Source organism: Burkholderia catarinensis, assembly GCF_001883705.2.
GTDB lineage: Bacteria > Pseudomonadota > Gammaproteobacteria > Burkholderiales > Burkholderiaceae > Burkholderia > Burkholderia catarinensis.
Genome location: NZ_MDEQ02000012.1, coordinates 182,850 through 207,071, shown reverse-complemented (window position 1 = coordinate 207,071; position 24,222 = coordinate 182,850). Strand labels below are relative to the sequence as shown.

At 68.5% G+C, this 24,222-nt stretch carries 20 protein-coding genes and 1 pseudogene; 8 read left to right on the top strand and 13 right to left on the bottom strand.

Translation table 11 applies throughout. From position 1 onward, the window contains the following. Nucleotides 1-9: 9 nt before the first annotated feature. A complete protein-coding gene (locus BFF94_RS20900) occupies nucleotides 10-900 on the top strand; it encodes a LysR family transcriptional regulator (RefSeq protein WP_128843929.1) in 891 nt (296 codons plus the stop codon). Nucleotides 901-915: 15 nt separating this feature from the next. Here BFF94_RS20900 and BFF94_RS20895 read toward each other — a convergent pair whose 3' ends face one another. From BFF94_RS20895 to BFF94_RS20880, 4 genes are read right to left on the bottom strand one after another with little or no spacing between them, the layout of a single operon-like run. Further along, nucleotides 916-1,689: a hypothetical protein gene (locus BFF94_RS20895; RefSeq protein WP_219139763.1), complete on the bottom strand. Its 774-nt coding sequence runs from the start codon at nucleotides 1,687-1,689 to the stop codon at nucleotides 916-918. Between the two features lie 55 nt (nucleotides 1,690-1,744). Further along, nucleotides 1,745-4,330: a TonB-dependent siderophore receptor gene (locus BFF94_RS20890; protein WP_219139762.1), complete on the bottom strand. Its 2,586-nt coding sequence runs from the start codon at nucleotides 4,328-4,330 to the stop codon at nucleotides 1,745-1,747. Nucleotides 4,331-4,384: 54 nt separating this feature from the next. Then, nucleotides 4,385-5,371, bottom strand: a complete 987-nt coding sequence (locus BFF94_RS20885) for a FecR domain-containing protein (RefSeq protein ID WP_219139761.1) — start codon at nucleotides 5,369-5,371, stop codon at nucleotides 4,385-4,387. 3 nt (nucleotides 5,372-5,374) lie between these two features. Next, nucleotides 5,375-5,884 (bottom strand): sigma-70 family RNA polymerase sigma factor, encoded by a 510-nt coding sequence (locus tag BFF94_RS20880; RefSeq protein WP_128850149.1) that lies wholly within the window; start codon nucleotides 5,882-5,884, stop codon nucleotides 5,375-5,377. A 494-nt stretch (nucleotides 5,885-6,378) separates the two neighbouring features. Here BFF94_RS20880 and BFF94_RS20875 point away from each other — a divergent pair, with 494 nt between their 5' ends. Together BFF94_RS20875 and BFF94_RS20870 are read left to right on the top strand one after the other, a co-directional pair. After that, nucleotides 6,379-7,539, top strand: a complete 1,161-nt coding sequence (locus tag BFF94_RS20875; protein WP_128850147.1) for a porin — start codon at nucleotides 6,379-6,381, stop codon at nucleotides 7,537-7,539. A 398-nt stretch (nucleotides 7,540-7,937) separates the two neighbouring features. Further along, nucleotides 7,938-9,137, top strand: coding sequence for a lytic transglycosylase domain-containing protein (locus tag BFF94_RS20870; protein WP_128850145.1), 1,200 nt, complete (start codon nucleotides 7,938-7,940; stop codon nucleotides 9,135-9,137). A 30-nt stretch (nucleotides 9,138-9,167) separates the two neighbouring features. On the opposite strand, the gene BFF94_RS20865 is transcribed toward BFF94_RS20870, so the two are convergent. After that, nucleotides 9,168-9,503, bottom strand: a complete 336-nt coding sequence (locus tag BFF94_RS20865) for a hypothetical protein (RefSeq protein ID WP_219139760.1) — start codon at nucleotides 9,501-9,503, stop codon at nucleotides 9,168-9,170. Nucleotides 9,504-9,781: 278 nt separating this feature from the next. Beyond that, nucleotides 9,782-10,528, bottom strand: a complete 747-nt coding sequence (locus BFF94_RS20860) for a MipA/OmpV family protein (RefSeq protein WP_128850143.1) — start codon at nucleotides 10,526-10,528, stop codon at nucleotides 9,782-9,784. Between the two features lie 248 nt (nucleotides 10,529-10,776). Here BFF94_RS20860 and BFF94_RS20855 point away from each other — a divergent pair, with 248 nt between their 5' ends. Both BFF94_RS20855 and BFF94_RS20850 read left to right on the top strand, forming a co-directional pair. Continuing rightward, nucleotides 10,777-11,502 (top strand): response regulator, encoded by a 726-nt coding sequence (locus tag BFF94_RS20855; RefSeq protein WP_128850141.1) that lies wholly within the window; start codon nucleotides 10,777-10,779, stop codon nucleotides 11,500-11,502. Next, nucleotides 11,503-12,885: an ATP-binding protein gene (locus tag BFF94_RS20850; RefSeq protein ID WP_128850139.1), complete on the top strand. Its 1,383-nt coding sequence runs from the start codon at nucleotides 11,503-11,505 to the stop codon at nucleotides 12,883-12,885. It abuts the gene before it with no gap. A 47-nt stretch (nucleotides 12,886-12,932) separates the two neighbouring features. Here BFF94_RS20850 and BFF94_RS20845 read toward each other — a convergent pair whose 3' ends face one another. The 5 genes and pseudogenes from BFF94_RS20845 to BFF94_RS20825 form a co-directional block, all read right to left on the bottom strand. Further along, nucleotides 12,933-13,976: a FecCD family ABC transporter permease gene (locus tag BFF94_RS20845; RefSeq protein WP_219139759.1), complete on the bottom strand. Its 1,044-nt coding sequence runs from the start codon at nucleotides 13,974-13,976 to the stop codon at nucleotides 12,933-12,935. Continuing rightward, entirely contained in the window at nucleotides 13,973-14,989 is a 1,017-nt protein-coding gene (locus BFF94_RS20840; RefSeq protein ID WP_128850136.1) for an ABC transporter substrate-binding protein, read from the bottom strand. The genes BFF94_RS20845 and BFF94_RS20840 overlap by 4 nt, the downstream gene beginning before the upstream one ends. After that, nucleotides 14,986-15,753 carry an ABC transporter ATP-binding protein gene (locus tag BFF94_RS20835; RefSeq protein ID WP_246637380.1) on the bottom strand — a complete coding sequence of 256 codons (768 nt, stop codon included), beginning with the start codon at nucleotides 15,751-15,753 and terminating at the stop codon, nucleotides 14,986-14,988. Before BFF94_RS20835 ends, BFF94_RS20840 begins: the two co-directional genes overlap by 4 nt. 29 nt (nucleotides 15,754-15,782) lie before the next feature. Beyond that, the gene (locus BFF94_RS20830; RefSeq protein WP_219139787.1) at nucleotides 15,783-17,879 is read right to left on the bottom strand and encodes a TonB-dependent receptor; all 2,097 of its coding nucleotides are present in this window, start codon (nucleotides 17,877-17,879) and stop codon (nucleotides 15,783-15,785) included. A gap of 452 nt (nucleotides 17,880-18,331) precedes the next feature. Beyond that, a pseudogene (locus BFF94_RS20825) lies at nucleotides 18,332-19,255 on the bottom strand (LysR family transcriptional regulator). A 118-nt stretch (nucleotides 19,256-19,373) separates the two neighbouring features. On the opposite strand from BFF94_RS20825, the gene BFF94_RS20820 reads away from it, so the two are divergent. From BFF94_RS20820 to BFF94_RS20810, 3 genes are read left to right on the top strand one after another with little or no spacing between them, the layout of a single operon-like run. Continuing rightward, nucleotides 19,374-20,255: an intradiol ring-cleavage dioxygenase gene (locus BFF94_RS20820; protein WP_128850134.1), complete on the top strand. Its 882-nt coding sequence runs from the start codon at nucleotides 19,374-19,376 to the stop codon at nucleotides 20,253-20,255. Then, nucleotides 20,252-20,554: a Dabb family protein gene (locus BFF94_RS20815; RefSeq protein WP_128850132.1), complete on the top strand. Its 303-nt coding sequence runs from the start codon at nucleotides 20,252-20,254 to the stop codon at nucleotides 20,552-20,554. Before BFF94_RS20820 ends, BFF94_RS20815 begins: the two co-directional genes overlap by 4 nt. Nucleotides 20,555-20,561: 7 nt before the next feature. Next, on the top strand, nucleotides 20,562-21,629 hold the full coding sequence (locus BFF94_RS20810) for a maleylacetate reductase (protein WP_128850130.1): 1,068 nt from the start codon (nucleotides 20,562-20,564) through the stop codon (nucleotides 21,627-21,629). 60 nt (nucleotides 21,630-21,689) lie between these two features. Here the strand turns inward: BFF94_RS20810 and BFF94_RS20805 are convergent, their stop codons facing one another. Continuing rightward, nucleotides 21,690-22,130 (bottom strand): nuclear transport factor 2 family protein, encoded by a 441-nt coding sequence (locus tag BFF94_RS20805; RefSeq protein WP_128850128.1) that lies wholly within the window; start codon nucleotides 22,128-22,130, stop codon nucleotides 21,690-21,692. A 43-nt stretch (nucleotides 22,131-22,173) separates the two neighbouring features. Next, on the bottom strand, nucleotides 22,174-24,195 hold the full coding sequence (locus BFF94_RS20800; RefSeq protein WP_128850126.1) for an oxidoreductase: 2,022 nt from the start codon (nucleotides 24,193-24,195) through the stop codon (nucleotides 22,174-22,176). Nucleotides 24,196-24,222 lie beyond the last annotated feature (27 nt).

Genomic DNA, 24,222 nt, shown 5'->3' with positions numbered 1-24,222 from the left:
AATTGATGAATGATCCGCGAGCTGAAGACCCTCGTCGCCGTCGCCCGGGAAGGCACGTTCGCCGCCGCCGGCAACCGTATCGGGCTGACGCAGGCTGCCGTCAGCGCGCAGATGCAGCGTCTCGAAGCCGAGCTCGGCTTCGCGCTGTTCGACCGGCAAGGCCGGTCGGCCCGGCTCAACGAGATGGGCCGTCACGTGCTCGACCAGGCGCAGGCGCTGATCGGCCTGTACGAGAACCTGAGCTCGACGGCGCCCGGCTCGCCGGCCGCCGTGCGCGTGACGATCGGCGCGATCGCATCGGTGCAGAGCGCGCTGCTGCCGGCCGCGCTGGCCGATTTCCATCGCCGGCATCCCTCGTGCCGGACACGCGTGATACCGGGGCTGTCGATCGAGCTGGTCAACCTGGTCGACGCGGGCGAGATCGACATGGCCGCGATCATCCGGCCGCCGTTTGCGCTGCAGAGCGACCTGCACTGGACGACGCTCGTGCAGGAACCGTTCCGGCTGATCGTGCCGCGCGGCGTGAAGGGCCAGGATTGGGCCGGGCTGCTCGCGAGCGAACCGTTCGTCCGCTACGACCGCGCGTCGTTCGGTGGCCGCCAGGTCGATCGCTTTCTGCGCAAGATGCACATCACGGTGCGCGACACCTGCGAACTCGACGAGCTCGACGCGATCGTCAAGCTCGTCGAGAACGGCGTCGGCGTCGCGATCGTGCCGCAAACCGCCGCGTATCGCCGCTGGCCGGCCGGCGTGCGCGCGCTCGACCTCGGGCATCACACGTTCCATCGCGACATCGGGCTCGTGCATCGCGCGCGGCGCACGATGTCGGAGCCGGCGCAGATGCTGGCGCAACTGATTGAAGCGGCGTCGCGGCGTCGCTCGCCGCCGCAGGCCGCCTGATTCGCGTGTCGCGGATCAGCGCCGCCCGGCCGCCCAGTCGATAGCCGCGTCGAACAGCGCGACACCGGCCGGCGACAGGTTCACGAACGTGTCGTTGTCGAGGAAGAACATCACGCGGCGCGCCGGCGCGAGCGCTTCGTAGTCCATCGTCGCGCCCTTCTCGTACGCGAAGATCGCGGCCTTGTCGGGTTGACCGTACACGGTCGCGATCGTGATCGCGCCGAGCCCCGGCTTGCCCCAGCTCATCGGCGCCTGCTTGCCGTACACGTTCGTCGCGCCGGCCGGCAAGCCGGCGGCGACCGGATGCGGCGCGTTGACGAGCCACAGGTAGCGCTCCTTGCCCGTTTCGCCGAAGTCGACGTCGTGCCGCTTGCCCGTCATCGCGAGATCGTCGAGCAGGTCGTTTTCCCACGTCACGAGCGGCTTGTCGAGCGTGCGCCAGCCGGGCCGCACGTTCTTCGACGACACCGTCGACGAGATCACGACCAGGTCGGCGTCGCGCGCCGCATCGGGCGTGGCCGACTCGTCGATCAGGCGCACCGCGTAGCCGCGTTCGCCGAGATGCTGGCCGATGCGTTCGTCGACCTTCAGGTTCGGGCCGCGCAACTGCACGAGCATCGCGACGCGCGTGACGGCCTGCGGTGCATCGGCCGCAAACGCGAGCGAAGGTGCGCCTGCACCCCAACCCGCGCCCAGCGCGAGCACCGAGCCCGCGATCGCGCGCAATGCGCGACGCCGCGCGCCGGCGGCAACGGCGCGCACGGCGCCGGTCTTCATCTTCCGGTTCATCTGGATCTTCTCCGAAGCCGCGCGCCGGCGTAGCGGCCGCGCGGCGATTGCGTGGTCAGAACTGCAGCGTGGTCAGCAGCGATACCTGTCGCGCGTCGCCGATCGCGACGAAGTAGCGGTTCGCGCTCGACGGGTAATACGTACGGTTGAAGAGGTTCTTCACGTTCAACTGGAACGACAGCTTCTGCTTGCCGATCCGCGTGTCGTAGGTCGCGAACGCGTCGGCCAGCACGTACGACGGCAGCGTGAAGCTGTTCGCCGAATCGCCGGGCCGCGCGCCGACGTAGCGCACGGTCGCGCCGATGCGCAGGTCGTCGCCGCCCGCCACCGTGCCGAAGTCGTAGACGGCCGCGAGCGACGCCGTGTGGCGCGCGACGTTCCACAGCTGGTTGCCCGTGTACAGCGGATCCTCGGTCGTCTTCGCGTCGATGTACGCGTAGCTCGCGATCACGTTCACGCGTTCGCCGATCCTGCCCGACACGTCGAGCTCGACGCCGCGCGAGCGCGCCTTGCCCGACGTGCGCCAGTCGGTCAGCTTCGTCGCGTCGTTGTACTGCGACACGAGCACGTTCTTCTTGTCGATGTTGAAGAGCGCCAGCGTGCCCGTCATCCCGCCCGGCAGGTCGAGCTTGCCGCCCACTTCCCACGCGGTCGCTTCCTCGGGCGGCGTCGCGCCGTCGATCACATAGCCCGTCATCGGCGCGATCGACGACGACGGCTTCAGCGACTGCGAATAGCTGCCGTACAGCGAGAACGTGTCGGTCCACTTGTAGACGACGCCCGCGCGCGGCAGCCACTTCGAGCCGCTGAGATCGGTGTTCGCCTTGAACGGCCGGCCGCGCCCGGCCACCTGGTTGTACGTGATGTAGCGCACCCCGCCCGACACGATCCACCGGTCGGTCAGGTGGATCGTGTCCTGGAAGAACGCGGACGCATCGTGCAGCGTGTCGGTCTGGTCGCTGTCGCTCGCGGACACCGTGCTCGACGGCGGCAGCAGCCCGTACACCGGATCGACATAGCTGAACGGCGTCTTCACGGCCTGGCGCAGCATGTCCTTGCGATAGATGCGGCGGTATTCGGTATCGAAGCCGACCTGCACGTCGTGCCGCATCCCCGCGAGCGTCAGCTTGCCGGTTACATAGCCGATCCCGTAGCTGTCGGTGCTGAGCGCACCGTGCGTCGCATCGTTGCTGCGCGTCATCGTGCCCGTCACCGGATCGACGCCGGTCGTGCGCAACTGGTTCGCGTCGTAGGTCTCGCGGTTGTAGCTGTAGCCGAAATGCGCGCTCCAGTCCGCGTCGAACTGGTGATCGACGCTCAGTTGCGCGAGATGCGATTCACCGTCCATGTTGTTGAACGGCTCGTCGATCCGCCGCCGCGCGGGAATGTCGAGCGGCGCGTTGGTGCGCGGGTCGAGTGCGGTGCCGCGATCGAACGGCGAATGGAACTTGCGGTACTGGTAGGACACCGCAACCTGCGTATCGCGGCCGTACCACGCAAGCGACGGCGCGACGAAGGTCTGCCGGTACTCGCCGAAGTTGCGCCAGTACTGCTCGTTCGACTGGTCGACGATCAGCCGGTACGCGAGCCGCGAATCGCCGACCGGCCCGGTCGAATCGAAGGTCGCGCTGCCGCCGTTCTTGCCGTGCCCGAACGTCGACGCGCCGAGCGAAATCGCGTTGTAGCGCGTGAGTTGCGGCTGCTTGCTGACGACGTTGACGACGCCGCCCGGATCCATCAGCCCGTACAGCAGCGACGTCGGCCCCTTCAGCACCTCGACGCTGTCGACCGCCGCGTTGAACGCACGGCCCTGCACGAGCGGCATGCCGTTCTGCATGACCGAGCCGTCGCGGTTGCCGCCGAAGCCGCGCTTCATGATCGTGTCCTGCGTGCCCGCGAGTGTGTTGCCCTGCGTGATGCCGCTCACGTTGCCGAGCGCGTCGTCGAGATTGCGCGGGCGCTGGTCGCGCAGCACCTGCGCGGGCATGATGTTGACGGCCTGTGCGGTGTCGAGCAGCGGAATGTCGGAGCGCAGCACGCCCGCTTCCTTCGGTGCGCGATAGCTTTCGGCGCGCAACGCGCTGGACCGCACGTTGATCGCCGGAAGCTCGGCGGCCGGCGCGGCGCCGGCCTCCGCGGGTCGCGCGGCCGAACCGTCGGCGCGCATCAGCGTGTAGCCGCCGCCCGGCTGGCGCAGCGCGACGAGCCCCGTGCCGGCCAGCAGGCGGTCGAACGCGCCGTCGACGTCGAACCGGCCGTGCACGCCGCCGCTCGTCAGGCCGGCCGCCAGCTCGGCCGGAAACGCGAGCAGAATGCCCGCGTCGCGCCCGAACCGGTTCAGCGCCGTTTCGAGCGGGCCGGCCGGAATGTCGAACGCGCGGCGCGACGCGCGCTGCGCGGCGGGCGCCGCATCGGCGTCGGTGTCGGCCAGCGCGGGCAGCGGCAGCAGTGCCGACAGCAGGACGGCACCGGCCAGCCGGCGCGCGAGGCGGCCCGTCGCGCCGGGCGTGACGGGCACGGCCGGGCGCGACGCACGCAGCAGATGACGGGCGGGCGCCGGACGGCGCCGATACGTGAGACGGATGGAAGCCATGAGCGGGAAGTCGGTGGACGATGGGCCAGTGCTGCTTTCATTACCCATGTCACGCGAACCTCGAGAAACAGCTCAGGTCGGCGGAAAATTTTTTCGACATGCTCACAAACGGGCCGGCACGACCGTCGCCCAGTAGCGCGTCAGGTAGTCGACGTCGATCGGCAGCGTCGCCTTCAGCGTATCGAGCACGCGCGCGGGATCGTCGAGCGGATAGGTGCCCGACACGCGCAGGTCGGCCACGGCCGCATCGCAGCGCAGGTTGCCGCGGCGATAACGGTCGAGCTCGGCGACGAGGTCGGCCAGCCGCATGCGCGACGCGACGAGCATGCCGCCCGTCCACGCGGCCGCATACGCATCGAGCGGGGCCGGCGCGCCGAGCGCGTCGCGTGTGAAATCCGCGCCCTCTCCGGCCGCGATCACGCGCGTGCCTGCCGTCGCGTCGACCGGCTGCACGCGCACCGCGCCGGCGAACACCTCGACGCGCGTCGCGCCGTCGCGCTGCCGTACCGCGAAGCGCGTACCGAGCGGCTGCAGTTCGCCTTGCGCGGTCGCGACGACGAGCGGCCGCACGGGCACGCGATCGTCATGGCCGCTCGTCACCATGATCGTGCCGCGCAGCAGGCGCAGGCGGCGCGCCGTACCGTCGAAGCGCACGTCGAGCGCGGTATCGGTATCGAGCACGACGACCGTGCGATCCGCGAGCATCACCGTGCGCCGCTCGCCGACCGCCGTTCGCAGGTCGGCCGGCCAGATCGCCGCGCGCCGCGCGGGTTCGGCCATCCATGCGGCGCCGCCCGCGAACAGCAGCACGGCCAGCGTCTTCACGGCCGCGCGGCGGCGGCCCGCCCGCGCCGGCAACAGCGCCGCGTGCGCGGCCTGCGTGTCGAGCCCGGCCGCCAGCCGGCCGAACCGGCCCTGCACCATTTCGATATGACGCCACGCGGCGTCGTGCGCCGGATCCTCCGCACGCCAGCGCGCGAGCGCGGCGGCGAACGCGTCGTCCGTGCGGCCGGACTGCCGGTCGACCCACCATTCGACCGCGCGACGTGCGACGTGCGGCGGCACTGCCGGTGCTCCCGGGGCGGCCATCGGTCAGGCCGCCATCGCGAAGAAGCACTGCGTGCCGGCCTTCACGAGATAGCGCTTCACCGTCGCGAGCGACACGCCGAGTTCGCGCGCGATCTCGGCCTGCGTGAGCCCGTCGAGCTGCGCGAGCAGGAACGCACGCTTCGCCGCGAGCGGCAGGCCGTCGAGCAGCCGGTCGATTTCGAGCAGCGTCTCGAGCACGGCGGCCCGCTCCTCCGGCGACGGCGCATACGCTTCGGGGCGCTGTGCCAGCACGTCGAGATACGCGCGCTCGATCTGCTCGCGCCGCCAGTGGTTGCTCAGCACGCGCTGCGCGACCGTCGTCAGGAACGCGCGCGGCTCATCGGCGCCGATCGGCTCGTCGCGCGCGAGCAGGCGCATGAACGTGTCGTGCGTGAGGTCGGCCGCGCGGTGCGCGCAACCGAGCTTCCGGCTCAGCCAGCCGCGCAGCCACGCATGGTGGCCGGCATAGAGGGCGTCGATTTCTCGATGGAGAGACAGCTTGTCAGCGGACATGGCCGGGTTCCGGGGTGCGCGCGCGTCGGCAATTTTGTAAATGAGAATGATTATTATATACAAAAGCGGGCGACCGGCCGGGGTTTCGGTGCGGCGTCGCACGCGGCGGCAGCGAGACGGAGACGGATGGCGCAAGCCTCCATGCCTGCGCCGAATGCGAGCAGCGCGTCGTTAACACATTCATTGCAGCCCGGCCAATTCAATTCATTCAATAATTAATTGACGAATCAATAACAATATCCGGATGACCGTCATTCCCCCGAAAATCACCCGAAATTGTCACGGGATATGTAAAACGTAATGGCGAAATCGCGAAACGACAACCCATTGATACGCAATTCACAATAATTCAAATCCCTCAAAGATGAATTTCGAAGGACATCCCTGTCTGCGTCAGGCCACAAAGGAGAATTTCGTTTTTGCCGTTTTATTCCGGCTGTGTAGTCTCCTGCCATTCCGGATCACGAACACCAGCCCACGCGCAGGAGATGAAAATGAAACGCACGACCCTCTCGCTGATTTCCGTCGCGTCGATCGCGGCGATACCCGCCGCGCATGCGCAGTCGAGCGTCACGCTGTACGGCGTGATCGACACGTCGATCACTTACGTGAACCATGCGCAGGGCAAGGACAACGCGTGGATGCTCGGCAACAGCAGCGCGGGCAACCTGGCCGGCAGCCGCTGGGGCGTGAAAGGCACCGAGGATCTCGGTGGCGGGCTGAAGGCGTTGTTCCAGCTCGAGAACGGCTTCGACCCGAGCAACGGCCGCCAGGGCCAGGGCGGCCGCATGTTCGGCCGGCAGGCCTTCGTCGGCCTGACGAGCGACCGCTACGGCACGCTCACGTTCGGCCGCCAGTACGATCCGCTCGTCGATCTCGTCCAGGGCATCACGGCCGACAACTATCTTGGCAGCGCATTCGCGACGCCGGGCGACGTCGACAACTACGACAACAGCTTCCGCGTCGACAACGCGGTGAAGTACACGTCGGCCGTCTATTCGGGCCTGCAGTTCTCGACGATGTATTCGTTCGGCGGCATTGCCGGCAGCACCGGCGCCGCGCAGTCGTACTCGGCCGCCGTGTCGTACAACAACGGGCCGTTCAGCGTCGCGGGCGGCTACTTCCACGCGACCAACAGCCCCGCGTCGAACGGCCTGCGCAGCGGCTGGACCAGCTCATCGGACGGCACGTTCGACGGCCCGATCAACAACGGCTATGCGAGCGCGCACTCGATCGGCATCGCACGCATCGCGGGCCAGTATGTGGCCGGCCCGTTCACGTTCGGCCTCGGCTACAGCAACGCGCAGTACCGCCGCGACGCAAGCTCGGCGTTCGGTTCGAACGAGCACTACAACACGGGGCAAGGCTTCGTGAACTACCAGGCGACGAATGGGCTGCTGGTCGGCGTCGGCTACAGCTACACGCGCTCGGGCGGCGACACGTCGGCGACCTATCACCAGGTATCGGCCGGCGCCGACTACAACCTGTCGAAGCGCACCGACGTCTACCTGACCGCCGCGTACCAGCACGCGAGCGGCCAGACCGGCGACGGCAACGGCGGCTCGATGGCCGCGCAGGCGTCGATCGGTTCGTACGGCTATGCGGGCACGAGCTCGCAGACGATGGTCAACCTCGGCCTGCGTCACCGCTTCTGATGCGATACGGCCGGCTGCGCGGCACGCGGCCGGTCGAATCCGCATGGCGCACACGGCGGCTTCGGCCGCCGTTGCTTTTTGTCGCTCGCTTTCGCCCGGCCAATGGCCGCCTGGCGATGTCCGTTTCGCTTCATTGATCGCCGATTTCACCGCGCGACTGACGTAATACGTCAGGTTCAGGCCGCCGCCCTCCTATTGGCATTCACCCAAAATGCCGGCCATTTTTACCGATCAGGCATCGTTGCGAGCCGGGAACCGACGCGATAAAAATGCGTGGCGAACGCATGGGCAAATGCAAAGGAAAGTTTGACGCGAGCCATTTGTCTGCTTGCTATGGCACACTTCGCGTCTCTCGTCATTTCCTTGCACCGGGCGGCCGGATTCCGCCCCATCCTGCCATGCCGCGTCATACAACCCGTTCGATCAGCCGCGAAACGCTGAAAATCGCCTCGACGATGGCGCTGTCGTGCGTGCTGCACGGCGTCGCGCAGGCCGATTGCCTCGACGACGCGGCCACGTTCCAGCATGTGAGCGTCAGCCTGATGCGCGGCATCGCGCAAGTCGAATCGGGGATGAATCCGAACGCGATCAACACGAATACCAACGGCACGGTCGACATCGGCCTGATGCAGATCAACAGCACGTGGCTGCCGACGCTCGCGCGCGAGGGCATCACGCGGGAAAGCCTGTTCGACCCGTGCACGAACGCGTATGTCGGCGCGTGGATCCTGTCGCAGAACATCCGCCAGCTCGGCGCCAACTGGAACGCGATCGGCGCGTACAACTCCGCGTCGCCCGACAAGCGCCTCGCGTATGCGCGCAAGGTCTATGATGCAATCCGGACCATGCCGGATTCGCCGGATACTCCCATGCCTATCCTTCCACCCTCCTTTACGCCGCCGCAACAGGCACAGACGTACAACCCGTTCTCGAGCCTGAGCGTCTCGGCGCCGCCGGTCACGCGCCCGCGCACGGTATCGCCGGCCCCGCCCCCGCCACCACCGCAGGGCGGCCCTGCCGGCCCGGCCGGCACGTACAACTTCGGATGGACGGTCACGGGTGCCGACCAGGCGAAGCCGACCCAGGTGTTCGACGACGGTGCGCGGATTTACGTGCAGTTCAGCGACATGAAGCACATGCCGGCGATCTTCACCGAGACGTCGGCCGGGCGCGTGCTGATGTCGTGGGAGCTGCAGTTTCCGTATGCCGTGCTGACGCGTCCCGCGCAAACGTTAATCTTCCAGCTCGGGCCGTTCGAGGCGCGCGCGCAGCGCGGCGCGGCCGGCAGCGCGGGCATGACCGCGCAGGCCGGTACGGCGGGCACCGCGACGGCTGCGGCTGCGGCATCAAAGAAGTCGGCCAATGCGGCAACCAATACAACGGCAAAAAACACGGCATCGGCCGATGCGCTGTGGTACCTGAATACGCCGTCGACGTCGGGAACGGCGGCGGCCTCGCCATCGACGGCGAATATTCCCGCCACGCTGCCGACGGCCGTCACGTCGAACACGCCGCCGCCCGCGCCGGCTCAAGCGCCGGCTGCGGCCGCCCGGCCTTCGCGCGTCAGCACCGACGCGCTGTGGTACATCTCGAAGTAACGCGCCGGCGCGTCACACCGGCACACGCCCTCACCCGCGCCGCACCCAGATCACCTTGCCGTCGCGAATGCCGAGGTCGCGGCGCTCCTGGCGATAGTCCATCGTGCCCGGCAACGACTTGCCGTCGCGCTCGAGCACGCGCCACAGGCAGCCGTCGAGCAGCGCGGCCGCATCGGCCTCGGTATTGCCGATCAGCGCGTCGTCCGGCGCGGCGTCCGCCTTGCACGCCTGCACGGCGCCCGGCTGCGCGGGGATCGTCGTCGCGCCGCCCGCGGTGGCGTTGGGGTGCTTCGTGTTCATGTCGACACATCCTGCAAATGTTGCGCTCGCAACGAGTGCAACGAGCATCGCGATCGTGTTCTTCATCGGTTTCTCCCTGTCGCGGCCCGGCGCTCCATGTGCGGCATTCGTGCACGACCGGGCGTCGCATGCGTGATCGGTTCCGCACACCGCCGGCCGTTTCCTGATGAAGCCGGCCAGCGAATCGCGGCCTTTCGCGACCCGACCGAGCCGCCTCGGCGCACGGTGTCGCAGGCCCGGCCTGATGCCGAACCCGCCCGCATGTTACCGCACGCGGTTCGCAGCGACGGCGCGACGCCGACGCCGACGCATCGTGCGCGCCCCGGCCCACATCGGCGATCCGTTCAGAACTTGTAGGTCACGCCGGCCATTGCGTAGTAGTTGCTGCGCGTCTGGACGATCGGGCTGTCGCCGTAGCGTCCGAGCAGCCGCGTGAAGCCGCTGTTCGCATGCACCGACCAGTGCCTCGACACGCCCCAGTTCCACGCGAGCGACAGCGTTGCGCTGTCGACCCCGCCGCTCGTCGAATACGGCCTGAATCCGCTCGCCGCCGACTGCGCATCGGTCACGCCGTAGAACGTCTGCATGTAGCGTCCCGTGCCGGCATGCACGCTGCCGGTCACGACAATATCGTGGTGGCCGGCCTTGAATACCGGCACCGCGAGATCGACATGGCCGGACAAGCCGCGCGACGTATGCGTGACCGGCGCATCGATGGCGACGCTCAGTTCGCCGCCATCGAGCAACTGCACGCCCGCACGCACGCCGACGAGCACCGAGCCCGGAATCCGGCCCATCCCCTTCAGGTAGTCGGAGCCCGGCAGGTCGAAACGGTTCTCGTCCGCGCGGCCCGCGTCGTAGCTCACGGCCGCCGACACGAACGCACCGTGCGGCAGGTTCAGCTTGTAGCCCGCACCCTGCGTGCCGTCGATGAAGAAGCCGTTGCCGAACGTCGCCGAAAACGACGGCGCGACGACGGCGCGATACTGGTTGCTGCCCTGGTAGCGCGGGGCAAAACCGCCGCCGAGCGACAGCGAATACTGGTTTTCCGCGTGGGCGGCAGCGGCGAGGGTCAGGCCGGCGAGCGGCATGCAATAGCGATAGCGGCGGAGTATTGGGCGCACAATATTGAGATAAGAGTGACGGAGCCCGCAGTCTAGGTGCCGCCTTGCGCCGAGACTGTCCCGAATCTGCGCAGAATCTGTGCTCAATTGTGTTCGATTGTTCGAGATTGTCGTACCGGTCCCCCGGCCTTCGGTACGCCGGATAGAATTCGCGTGCCGCGCCGCACTCCGGCCTGCCGGGGGGGGTGAGATGGCGCGCGCATTTCGAGGAGCTCATGAACGAAGATCCGCTCAAATACCGTGTGCTGCTGATCGAGGACGACGATCGCCTCGCGCAGCTCGTCCGCGAATACCTCGACGGCTATGAATTCGCGGTGACGGTCGTGCGGCGCGGCGACCTCGCCGTCGCGGCGGTGCGCGAGCACCAGCCGGCCCTCGTGATACTCGACCTGATGCTGCCGAATCTCGACGGGATGGAAGTCTGCCGGCGCATCCGCGGGTTCACCAATATCCCCGTGCTGATCATGACCGCGCGCGCTGACGTGTACGACCAGGTCGCGGGCCTCGAGACGGGCGCCGACGACTACGTGACGAAGCCGATCGAGCCGCGCGTGCTCGTCGCGCGCGCCCGCGCGCTGTTGCGCCGCGCGCAACCGGCCGCGGTGGTAGCGCCCGTTGCCGTGCCCGACGCGCTCGTGTTCGGCGAACTGACGATCTCGCCGCCGAACCGAACCGTCACCTGGCAAGGCGAGCCGGTCGACCTGAAGACCGCCGAATTCAACCTGCTGCTGATCCTCGCGCGCGCGGCCGGCACCGTGCTGAGCCGCGACGACATCCTGAAGCAATTGCGCGGGATCGAATTCGACGGGCTCGACCGCTCGGTCGATTCCGGCATCTCGAAGCTGCGCCGCCGCTTCGAGGATGCGTCGTCGGAGCCGCACAAGATCAAGACGATCTGGGGCCGCGGCTACCTGTTCAGCCCTTCCGCGTGGGACGAATAAATGCTCCGCCCATTGATCAGGCTGTACCTCGTCGTGATCCTGTTCGTTGCCGTGTCGATCGTCTTCATCCAGCTGTCGTTCGACCGGATCTTCTACGAGCGCGTCGCGCAGGCGCAGCGCGACTCGTTGACGACCTACGCATTCGTGCTGAACGATTACCTCGAACGCCATCCGGGCGGGCAGCGCGAGCTCGCACTGCGCGAGCTCGCGCTGCACGGCCGCGAAGGATTCGGCTTCATGTCGACGGCCGACGCGCGCGCGCAACTGAGCGGCGCGCCGCTGCGCGATCTCGATGCCGGCAGGATCGCGATCAGCTACAACGGCAAGGATTACTACATGCCGCTCGCGGACGGCTCGGTGCTACACGCGCGACCGACCGAGGCGCCGGACCTCGACATCAGGATCTATGCGTACCTGCTGCTCGCGATCGCGACGCTGTTCGCGGTGGCGCTGTGGATTCACTATCACTGGCGCGACCTGCGCAAGCTGCACGACGCCGCACGCGCATTCGGCGCCGGCATGCTGTCGACGCGCGTGAAGCTGTCGGGCAAGTCGAACATCTACGAACTGTCGCAGCAGTTCAACGACATGGCCGGGCGCATCGAGGCGTCGATCAAGCAGCAGCGCGAAATGATGCACGGCATCTCGCATGAATTGAAAACGCCGCTCGCGCGGCTCGAATTCGGGCTCGCGCTGCTCGCCGAACCCGACGAAACGGAGCGGATGCGCGAACGCCGCGACGCGCTGCGGCGCGACGTGCGCGAACTCGACGAGCTCGTCACCGAGCTGCTGACGATCGGCCGCCTCGAACAGGGCGCGAGCCAGCTCGCGCCGATGGAAGTCGTCGTCGATGCGCTGATCGACAGCGTCGCCGGCAACGTCGCGAACGACATCACCGATCGCGGGATCACGCTCGAGGTGTCGATGCTCGGTGCGCCCGCGACCCACGTGTGCGATCCGAAGCTCGTCGCCCGCGCGTTGCTGAACCTGATCCGCAACGGCGCGCGCTACGCATCGCGCAAGGTCCTGCTGACCGCTGTCGGCGACAGGTCCGGCGCGCTCGTGCTGAGCGTCGACGACGACGGCCCCGGCATTCCGGCCGCCGAGCGCGCCCGCGTGTTCGAGCCGTTCCAGCGGCTCGACTCCAGCCGCGACCGGCAGACCGGCGGCTTCGGGCTCGGGCTCGCGATCGTGCGGCGCGTCGCGCAGGTGCACGGCGGCGACGTACGGCTCGAGGATTCGCCGCTCGGCGGCGCACGCTTCGTGATCACGCTGCCCGTGCGGGCGCTGCCGGACAGTCTCTACGACGGGCCGGAAAATCTCGCGGACACGCACGCCGACGCGCTCGCCAGCAACACGCGTACGGTCATGCCGCTCCGATGAAGCATGCGGCGGGTGCCCGTCCCGCCCTCGCCTGACGGCGACGACACTCAGCGGCGCCGCAGCAGCGCGACGAAGAACAGGCTGCCGAACATCGCGGTCACGATGCCGATCGGCAGATCCTCCGGCGCCGCGAGCGTGCGGGCCGCGACGTCGGCCCAGACGAGCAGGATCGCCCCCGTCAGCGCGGCAACCGGAAGCAGCCTGCCGTGTTCGGCGCCGACGACACGACGGCACAGATGCGGCGTCACGAGCCCGACGAAGCCGATCGCGCCGCTCACCGCGACCATCGCGCCCGTCGCGAACGACGCGACGACGAACACCTCGCGCCGCATCCGCGCGCTCGGCACGCCGAGCGCGGCCGCGGCGACATCGCCCGACATCAGCGCATTCAGTTCGCGCCGGCGCGCGTATAGCGCACCGCCCGCGAGCGCCGCGCACACGGCCGGCACCGGCAGTAGATCCCAGCGCGCAAGCCCGACGCCGCCGAGCATCCAGAACAGCACCGACGACGCGGCGCGCTGGTCGCCGAGATACAGCAGCAGGTTGCCGAACGCGGCCATCATGAACGACACCGACACGCCCGCGAGCAGCAAGCGATCCGATTCGAGCCGGCCGCGCCGGTAAGCGAGCGCGATGACGCACGCGGTTGCCGCGAGCGCACCCGCGAAGGCGGCGGCCGACAGCGTGAACGGGCCGAACGCCGCGCCGACCACCACCGTGACCGCGACGGCGCCGAGCATCGCGCCCGCGCTCACGCCGAGCAGGTGCGGATCGGCGAGGCGGTTCGCGGTCGCTGCCTGCAATGCGACGCCGACCGCCGCCAGCGTCGCGCCGACGATCGCGGCCAGCAGCGCGCGCGGCATCCGGATCAGCCACACGATGCTGTCGTCGCCCGCACCCGCCGCGAACGCGCCGGCCTCGCCGAACGCCGACGCGACGTGCGTGGCGACGATCCGCACCGCGACCGGCATCGCGATCGGCGCCGGGCCGAACGCGGCCGACACGACGATCGACACGAGCAGCAGCATGGCCAGCGCCGGCAGCACCACGCGCATGGCGGGCCGTGACGTCGCCTGCCCGTGCGCGCTCATCGCGCCGGCCCGGCGAACGCGGCCGGGTACAGCGCGCGCGCGAGCGTCTCGACGGCCGCGACGTTCTCGGGGCCCGGCGTCGCCGCATCGTACGGAATCACGACGAAGCGCCGGTCGCGAATCGCAGCCACGTGTGCGAGCGCCGGCTGGCTCAGCAGGAACTGCTGCTTCTGCGCGGCCGTCACCGCCGAATAGTCGACGATCACGATCGCCTCCGGATCGCGCGCGACCACGCTCTCCCAGCTCACCTGGGTCCAGCTGCGCGGCACGTCGTCCATCACGTTGCGCGCCCCTGCCGCCGCCAGCAGCGCGGTCGGCATCGCGAGCCCGCCGGCCGTCATCGGCTTGTCGGCGCCGCTGTCGTAGACGAACACGCGCAGCGGCGCCGGGCGCCCGATCGCGCGCGACACCGCCGCGAGACGCGCACGCATCGCGGCGACGACCTGCGCGGCGCGCGCATCGACGCCGAAGATCCGGCCGAGATTGTTCAAGTCGCGGAACACGTCGTCGAACGAGGCGGCCGATTGCTTCATCACGTGCGAGCACGATTCGGTCAGCTCATACGCGCGGATGCCGAACGGCGCGAGCGTCGCGGGCGTCACCGGGCCGCCGACATGCATCCCGTAGTTCCAGCCCGCGAGATAGAAGTCGGCGCGCGCGGCGGCCAGCACCTCGAGCGACGGATACTGGCTCGCCAGTTCCGGCACGCCGCGCAATGCGTCGCGCACGCGCGCGGTGCCGGTCTTCCAGCCGCCGATGCCCGTATAGCCGACGAGCCGGTCCTTCAGGCCGAGCACGAGCATCATCTCGGTCAGGTTCACGTCGTTGCTCACCGCGCGCGTCGGCGCGCGCTCGAACGTCACGTCGCGATCGCAGCTGCGCACGGTGACGGGGTAGGCGCCCGCGTGAACGGCGGCGCAGCCGAGCACGGCAGCGGCAACCAGCCGGCGGGCTATCGAGGACACTGCGGAGGACACAGCGGAGGACAAGACAGGAAACGGCATGGCGGTCATTCCGGATGAAGCGGCGTGATGCGCGGCCGGCCCGTGACGGGATGGCGATCGACGAGCGCGGCGACGCCGAACACGTCGCGCAGCAGCGCTTCGGTCAGCACGTCGTCCGGCGCGCCGGATGCGACGACCCGGCCGTGCGCAAGCACGTGGAGCCGGTCGCAATACGCGGCCGCGAGATTGAGGTCATGAATCGTCGCGAGCGTCGCGATGCCGAGGCGGCGCACGCGCGCGAGCAGTTCGAGCTGGTGACGCAGGTCGAGATGGTTGGTCGGTTCGTCGAGCAGCAGCAGTTCGGGCCGTTGCGCGAGCGCGCGGGCCAGCAGCGCGCGCTGCTTCTCGCCGCCCGACAGCGACGCGAAGCGCTGCGCGCGGCGCTCGACGAGGCCGACGTCGTGCAGCGCGGATTCGACGATCCGGCGATCGTCCGCCGACTCCGCATCGAACGGCCGCTGGTGCGGCGTGCGGCCCATGCCGACGAGTTCGTCGACCGTCAGCCCGAAATCGTCCGGCGTCTCCTGCTGCAGCACCGCGACGCGCTGCGCGACCGCGCGCGGCCGCATGCGCCACACGTCCTGCGCATCGAGCGCGACACGGCCCGCATCGGGCCGCGCGTAACGGAACACGCAGCGCAGCAGGCTCGTCTTGCCGCTGCCGTTCGGGCCGACCAGCCCGACGAACTCGCCTTCGGCAACCGTCAGCGTCACCGAATCGAGCACGGCGATCGCGCCGCCTGGAGACCAGCTCACGCGTTCGATGTCGAGCATGTGTGTGACGGGAGGCACGTCGCGCCGCACTAGAAGCGCATCGTCGCGACGAGCTCCGCCGAGCGCGACGAACCGAGCAGCCATTGCTCGCCGCCGTTCGACGTCGTCACCGCGTACGTGCGGTTCGCGAGATTGCGCAGGTATAGCGCCAGCTCGGTGCGCGACGTCGGCTGCCAGCGCAGCGATGCATCGAACACCGTGTACGACGGCACCTGCACGCGATTCGCGTCGTCGCCGTAGGTCGCGCCGACGTAGCGCACGCCCGCATTCGCCTGCCAGCGCTCGGCGAACGCCCAGCCGAGCCACAGGTTCGCCGTCTGCTGCGGCACGTTGGACGGCACGTTGCCGGCCCGCGACACCGTCGCGCCGCCGGCCGTCTGGTTGAACTCGTCGTAGCGCGCACGCAGCAGCGCGACGTTCGCGTCGATCGTCCAGCCGTGCGGCAGCCGCGCGCCGCCCGTCAACTCGATGCCGCGCGACGATTGCCGGCCGACCTGCCGGCGCAGCGCGGGATTGAACGGGTCGGCGCTGAGCAGGTTGCGCTTCGTGATGTCGTACACGGCGAACGTCCAGTACGCGCGGCCGTCGAGCAGCGTCTGCTTGAGGCCGGCCTCCCACTGTTCGCCGGTCGCGAGCCGGTAGTCCGCCTGCGACGCGGACAGCGTCACGAGCGAGCCGAGGCCTTCCGCACCCGTCGTGTACTGCACATACGCGCTGAGCGTCGGCGCGACTTCGAATACGAAACCCGTGCGCCAGCCGACGTTCGCGAAACGCTTGTCGAAGCCCGCGCCGGTCGCCGCCTGCTCGCGGCTGAACGCGATGTGGTCGTAGCGCAGGCCGCTCACCCACGCGAGCCGCGGCAACACGTCGAGCCGGTTCTCGGCGAATACCGCGACCTGCCGCGCCTGCGTGCCAAACTGCGGCACCGTCGGGTCGGGACTCGTGAACACGCCCGGGTCGAAGCCGTGCGCGGCCACCGTCGATTCGCCGCCGTACGGCGAATTGTTGGTGCCGTCGAACGTGATCCGGTTGAATTCCGTGCCGACGACGAAACGGTTCGCACGGCCGAACAGCGTGCCGTCGAAGCGCGCGCTCAGCCGGTCGCCGATCTGCCGCTGGTGGTGGCCGATGTCGAGATAGTCCCCGCGCGTGACCCGCCCCGTCGCGGCATCGAGCGCATACGCTTCGGCGTTGCGCCAGTGGCGGTTCGACGTCAGGTAGTAGAACTGGTTGTCGATCGTCACGCCGGCCGTAGGCCGGTAGCGGGCCGACAGGCGCGTCCACTGGTCGTAGTAGGCAATCGTCGCATCGCCGACGTTGTAGTTGAGCTTGCGCAACGACGGATCGAGCACGCCGTTCGGCGCCGGCACGCCGTAGTACGTCGCCGGCATCTGGCGGCCGTAGTCGTAGTCGAGCGTCAGCGTGAGTCGCGGGCTCACGTCGAATTTCAGTGCGCCGCCGATTGCCGTCGCATGCGTGTCGGCCCGCTCGGCGAGCCCGTTGGCACGCGCATCGCTCGCGTAGAAGCGGTATGACAGCCGCGGGCCGAGCGCGCCCGTCGTATCGAACGCGGCGCGCTTCGCGCCGTCGGGGCCGACGCCGACCTGCAGCGTCGTCTCGCGCGTACGCTGCGGCCGCTTCGGCACCACGTTCACGACGCCGCCGATTGCCCCTTCGCCGTACAGCACCGACGCCGGGCCGCGCAGCACCTCGATGCGCTCGACCGACCACGTATCAAACGGAAACGTGATCGTGCCCGCGGCCGGCATCAACCGCACGCCGTCGAGCAGCGTCATCACCGATTCCTGCCCGCCGAAGCCGCGCACGCTCAACGCGGTGCCGCCGTTGCCGGGTGCCATCGCGCTCGAAAAGCCCGCGGTGCGCGTCACCGCATCGAGCACCGTGCGGTCGCCGCGCGCTTCGATCGTGCCGGCCGTGACGGTCTCGACGCTCGCGGGCGTGTCGAGGCTCGCGAGCCCGAGCCGCGAGCCCGTTTCGAGCGGTTGCGTCAGCGGGTCGACCGGCGCGGATCGTGCCGTCACGTTGATCGCCGGCAGCGCGTGCCGATCGTCCGGTATCAGCGTGGGTGCGGCCGCTTCGGCGGCCAACGCGCCGGAGGTCGCCATCGCGCAGCCCAGCAGGGTCGTGCAGCCGCGTGCGGCACGTACACGCCAGGCGCCGGTGTTCCGGCGCGGCGTGGCATGGTGCCCCGCCCCGCGCGCCGGGTTGTTTCTGGCTTTCGTCACGTCGTATCGATCTTCGTGTGGTGTCGTCGCACGCGACCATGCCGGGCAGCCCGGATGGCAGGCGACGAAAACGTCAGATGATACAATATATCAATTCATCTCGTCAGCATTTTGTCAGATTCGACAGCCCGGCACGTCCGGCACGTCCACAGGGATCCGGCGAATAACCTCCCGCCCCACATCCGGCAAAATTATTCAGCATTCCATCACATACATCGATGCGCGACGCGCGGATACCTGCCGCGTCGGCGGCCAGCATCACGTCGCATTACCCCACCACGCGCGACACCCCCCGCGCCGAACCACGATCCCCATTGCGCGCCCGGCCGCGCTCAGCGGCCGACTTCCTTCCACTTGCGCGCGAGTCCGAGGCGCTCGAAGCGTTCGATCAGGAACTCGGTGAATACGCGGATCTTCGCCGGCTGGTGACGGCGGCTCTGGTACGCGATGTTGACGGTGAGCGCCGGCAGTTGCTAGTCGGTGAGCACCGGCACCAGCTTCCCGGCAACGATATCGTCGTGGATGATGTAGAGCGGCTGGATCAGGATGCCGAGCCCGGCGAGTGCCGCGGCGCGGATCACCTGCCCTTCGTTCGCGTCGAGCACGCTCTTGATCGTGACCGACTGCTGCTTCGCGCCGCGGCGGAAATGCAGCACGTACGGATCGTTCGCGAGGTTGTAGACCAGCAGCCGGTGCTCGCCCAGCGCATCGGGCGTCGCCGGCGCGCCGTGCTTCGCCAGATACCCGGGCGACGCAGCCAGCACGCGCCGCGTCTCGGCGAGCTTGCGCACGGTGATGCCCGAATCGGCCTCGTGCTCGCGCGTGCGGATCGCCACGTCGATGCCGGCCTCGATGAAATCCGGGTAGCGGTTCGCCGCGACGATCTGCACGTTCAGGTTCGGATAGCGCCGGTGAAACTCGGGCAACGCCGGCGCGATATAGATCGACGCGAACGACACCGACGCGGTCACGCGCAGCGTGCCGGCCGGATTGACGCTCGCCTCGTTGACCGCCGCATCGGCCTCCGACAGTTCCATCAGGATCGCGACGCAGCGCCGGTGGTACTCGTGCCCCGCGTCGGTCAGCCACAGGCGGCGCGTGGTCCGCTCGACGAGCCGCGCGGCCAGCCGTTCTTCAAGCGCGTTCAGGCAGCGGCTCGCCGCCGCGCTCGACATGCCGAGCCGCTCGGCTGCCTTCGACAGGCTGCCCAACTCGGCCACCTGCACGAAAAATTCGATCTGCGTCCACTTGTCCATGCGTTCGATTCTTCCACCTGGCGGAGAACAAAACTCCTCCAAACCCTCTTTTTTACGATTCAAGGAAGAATTAATGTTACGTCAACGCGCCATCGAACGACATCAGGAGACAACCCCAATGCGCAATCTCGACGAAGACACCATCACGCAAGCCGTGATCGCGTCGCTGGGCGGCTGTCGCGACGAGCGGCTGCGCACGGTCATGACCAGCCTGGTCCAGCACCTGCATTCGTTTGCGCGGGAAACGAAACTCACCGAAGCCGAATGGCAAACCGCGATCGGCTTCCTGACGGCCGTCGGCCACATCACCGACGACAAGCGTCAGGAGTTCATCCTGCTGTCCGACGTGCTCGGGCTGTCGACGCTCGTCACCGCGCAGAATCATGCAAAGCCGGCCGGCTGCACGGAAGCGACCGTGTTCGGGCCGTTCTACGTCGAAGGCAGCCGCGAGTTCGGGATGTTCGACGACATCGCGAACGGCGCATGCGGCGAACCGTGCTTCGTATCGGGCCACGTGCGCGACATCGACGGTACGCCGGTCGCGCATGCCTCGCTGGAAGTCTGGCAGGCCGACGAGGACGGGCACTACGACGTGCAGCTTCCGGCCGAAGACGGGTCGATCACGCACCGCGCGCGCGGCCGGCTGCACACCGGCGCCGACGGCCGCTACGCGTTCCGCTCGATCCTCGCCGAGCCGTATCCGATTCCGCACGACGGCCCCGTCGGCGCGATGCTCGATGCGCTCGGCCGTCACCCGTGGCGCCCCGCGCACCTGCACTTCATGATCGACGCGCACGGCTACGAAACGCTGATCACGCACGTGTTCCGCAACGGCGACCGCTATCTCGACTCCGATGCGGTATTCGGCGTGCGTTCGACCCTCGTCGCCGACTGGGTCCGGCACGCGCCCGGCGCCGCGCCCGACGGATCGCGCATGGACACGCCGTTCTACACGCTCGATTACGACTTCGTGCTGAATCGCGCGGAGCGTGCCGCATGATCCGGCACGTCGTGATGTGGAACGTCGCCGGCTCGACCGAACCCGAACGCACCGCGGCACGCACCACCGTGAAGAACGCATTCGAAGGCCTGCGCGGCCGGATTCCCGGCATGACGCACCTCGAGGTCGGCACGGATTTCAGCGCGGCCGATCACGCGTGCGACCTGATTCTCGTCGCCGAATTCGAGTCGCGCGCGGCACTCGACGCCTATGCGGCGCATCCGGAACACGAACGCGTAAGAGACGCGCTGACGGGCCTGCGCATCGCGCGCCATCAGGTCGATTACGCAACGGAGTGACGACGACATGAACTTCATTTACCAGGCGCGTCCGGCACGCGTCGTCTTCGGTGCAGGCAGCCTGCAGCATCTCGAACGCGAAGTGCTGGAACTTGGCGCACAACGTGCGCTCGTGCTCTGCACGCCGGAACAGCGCGACCTGGCGCAACGCATCGTCGAGCGGCTCGGTGCGCATGCCGCCGGGTTGTACGATCGCGCGACGATGCACGTGCCGATCGAAATCGCCCGCGATGCGCGGGCGGTCGCCCGGTCATGCGACGCGGATTGCGCGATCGCGATCGGCGGCGGCTCGACGATCGGCCTCGGCAAGGCGATCGCGCTCGAAAGCAGCCTGCCGATCCTCGCGATACCGACGACGTACGCCGGCAGCGAAATGACGCCGATCTACGGCTTGACCGACGGCGGCCTCAAGCGCACCGGCACCGATGCACGCGTGTTGCCGAAAACGGTGATCTACGATCCCGAGCTCACCGTCACGCTGCCGGTCGAACTGTCCGTGACGAGCGGCATCAATGCGATCGCGCACGCGGCGGAGGGCCTCTACGCAAACAACGCGAACCCGGTCATGAGCCTCGTCGCCGAAGAAGGCATCCGCGCACTGGCGCGCGGCCTGCCCGGCGTGCGCAGAAACCCCGCCGATATCGACGCGCGCGGCGACGCGCTCCACGGCGCGTGGCTGTGCGGCATGGTGCTCGGCAACGTCGGCATGGCGCTGCACCACAAGCTCTGCCACACGCTCGGCGGCAGCTTCAATCTTCCGCACGCGCCGACCCACACGGTCGTGCTGCCGCATACGCTCGCATACAACGCGGCGCACGCGCCGGACGCGATGCGGCGGATCGCCCGCGCGCTCGGCACGAACGATGCGGCGCGCGGCCTCTACGCGCTGGCGCTCGACAACGGTGCACCGGTCTCGTTGAAGGCGATCGGCATGCAGGAAGCCGACCTCGAGCGCGCGGCCGATCTCGCGGCGGCCAATCCGTACTGGAACCCGCGCCCGATCGAACGCGACGGCCTGCGCGCGCTGCTGCAGGATGCGTTCGACGGCAACCTACCGGGCACGACCGTGCGCTGAACCCGGGCGCGGCCGGCGCGTGCGCGACGGTACGTCGGGCGTCGCGGTGGCTGACCCGACTCAGCCGCCCACCTTGAACGCCGGGAGCTGCTGCCCGAGCCGCGCGCCCATTTCCGCGCCGAGCGCCTGCAGCGCATTGAACGGCCGGATCATCACCTCGAATTCGACGATCCGCCCGTCATCGTCGAAGCGGATCATGTCGATCCCCTTCAGCGCCTTGTCGCCGACGGTCGCGCTGAACTCCAGCACCACGTTCTTGCCGTCGTCGGCGACGAACTGCCGGTGATACGTGAAATTCTCGAGGATCGTGATCACCGTGCGCAGCGCCATCAACAGCGCGGGCGCCGGCCCGTACGGCTTGAACGCCATCGGCGAACGGAACACGGCGTCCGGATGGACAATCGTTTCCAGCGCGCCGAGGTCCTTGCGTTCGATCAGCGCATGCCACGTGTCGAGCGATTTCGCGACAGCGGGATGAACATGCAACGGTGAATGCGTCATCGAAGTCTCCTGTATCGTCGGACGGAAAAGGAACGAACCGGTCTCAAAGGGTGGCAGCGAGAGTCGTGCCCTGGTGAATCGCGCGCTTCGCATCGAGTTCGGCGGCTTCGTGCGCGCCGCCGATCAGATGCACGTTGCACCCGGCGGCCTGCAGTTGCTCCGCCAGCTCGCGCGACGGCTCCTGCCCGGCGCAGATCACCACGTTGTCCACCGGCAGCGTCTGTTCGACGCCGTCGATCGTCACATGGAAACCGTCGTCGTCGATGCGCCGGTACGTCACCGCCGACGACATCCCGACGCCGCGCGCCTTCAGCGCCGTGCGATGGATCCATCCGGTCGTCTTGCCGAGCCCGTCGCCGACCTTCGACGCCTTGCGCTGCAGCAGGTGGACCTGCCGCGCCGCCGGCTCGGGCCGCGCGTGGCTCAGGCCGCCGGCATTCGCATACGACCGATCGATGCCCCATTCGGCGAAGAACCGATCGGCGTCGGCACGCTCGGCGCCGTCGCGATGGACCAGATATTCCGCGACGTCGAAGCCGATGCCGCCCGCGCCGACGATCGCGACGCTGCGGCCCACGGCCTTGTCGTCGCGCAGCACGTCGAGATAGCCGAGCGTCTTCGCATGCCCGACGCCGTCGATCGGCGGCACGCGCGGCACGATGCCCGTCGCGATCACCACTTCGTCGAATTCGCCTTGCAGCAGCATCTCGGCCGTCGCACGCGTATTGACGTGAAGCGTCACGCCGCGCAGTTCGATCTGCCGGCGGAAATAGCGCAGCGTTTCGTTGAACTCCTCCTTGCCGGGCACCTTCTTCGCGATGTTGAACTGGCCGCCGATCTCGGCGCCGGCTTCGTACAACGTCACCGCATGACCGCGCTCGGCCGCCGTGACCGCGAAACCGAGGCCCGCCGGCCCGGCGCCGACCACGGCGATCCGCTTGCGCTGCTGCGCGGGGCGAATCACGAGCTCGGTTTCATGGCACGCGCGCGGATTCACGAGACAGGACGTGATCCTGCCGCTGAACGTATGGTCGAGACACGCCTGATTGCAGCCGATGCACGTGTTGATTTCGTCCGCGCGCCCTTCCCGCGCCTTGCGGACGAACGCCGCATCGGCGAGGAACGGCCGCGCCATCGACACCATGTCGCAATAGCCGTCGGCGAGCAGTTGCTCGGCGACTTCCGGCGTATTGATCCGGTTGGTCGCAACGAGCGGAATGCCGACCTGGCCCATCAGTTGCCGCGTTACCCATGCGTATGCGGCACGCGGCACCTTGGTCGCGATGGTCGGAATGCGCGCCTCGTGCCAGCCGATGCCGGTATTGAGGATCGTCGCGCCGGCCGCCTCGATCGCCTGCGCGAGCCGGATCACCTCGTCGAGCGTCGAGCCGCCTTCGACGAGATCGAGCATCGACAGCCGATAGATGACGATGAAATTCGCCCCGACCCGCTCGCGCACGCACCGCACGATCTCGACCGCGAAGCGGATGCGGTTCTCGTATGCGCCGCCCCACGCGTCGTCGCGATGGTTCGTGCGCGCGGCGATGAATTCGTTGATCAGGTAGCCCTCGGACCCCATGATCTCGACGCCGTCGTAGCCCGCATATTGCGCGAGGGCCGCGCATTGCACGAAATCGGCGATGGTCGCCTCAACCTCGTCGCTGCTCAACGCATGCGGCGTGAACGGATTGATCGGCGCCTTCAGCGCGCTCGGCGCGGCGAGCGCCGGGTGATACGCATAGCGCCCGAAATGCAGGATCTGCAGCGCGATCCTGCCGCCCTCGGCCTGCACCGCGCGGGTCACGACGCGATGTTGCTCGGCTTGCGCTTCGGTCGTCAGCATCGCGCCGCCCGGCGCCGGACGGCCCCGCTCGTTCGGCGCGAACCCGCCCGTGACGATCAGGCCGGCCTCGCCGCGCGCGCGCTCCGCGTAGAACGCCGCCATCCGCTCGAAACCGTTCGGCGCTTCCTCGAGGCCGACGTGCATCGACCCCATCAGCACGCGGTTCCTGAGCGACGTAAAGCCGAGCTCGAGCGGGGTCGTCAAATGCGGATAGCGGGTCATCGGTCGGCTCCGTTTTAATGCAACAAG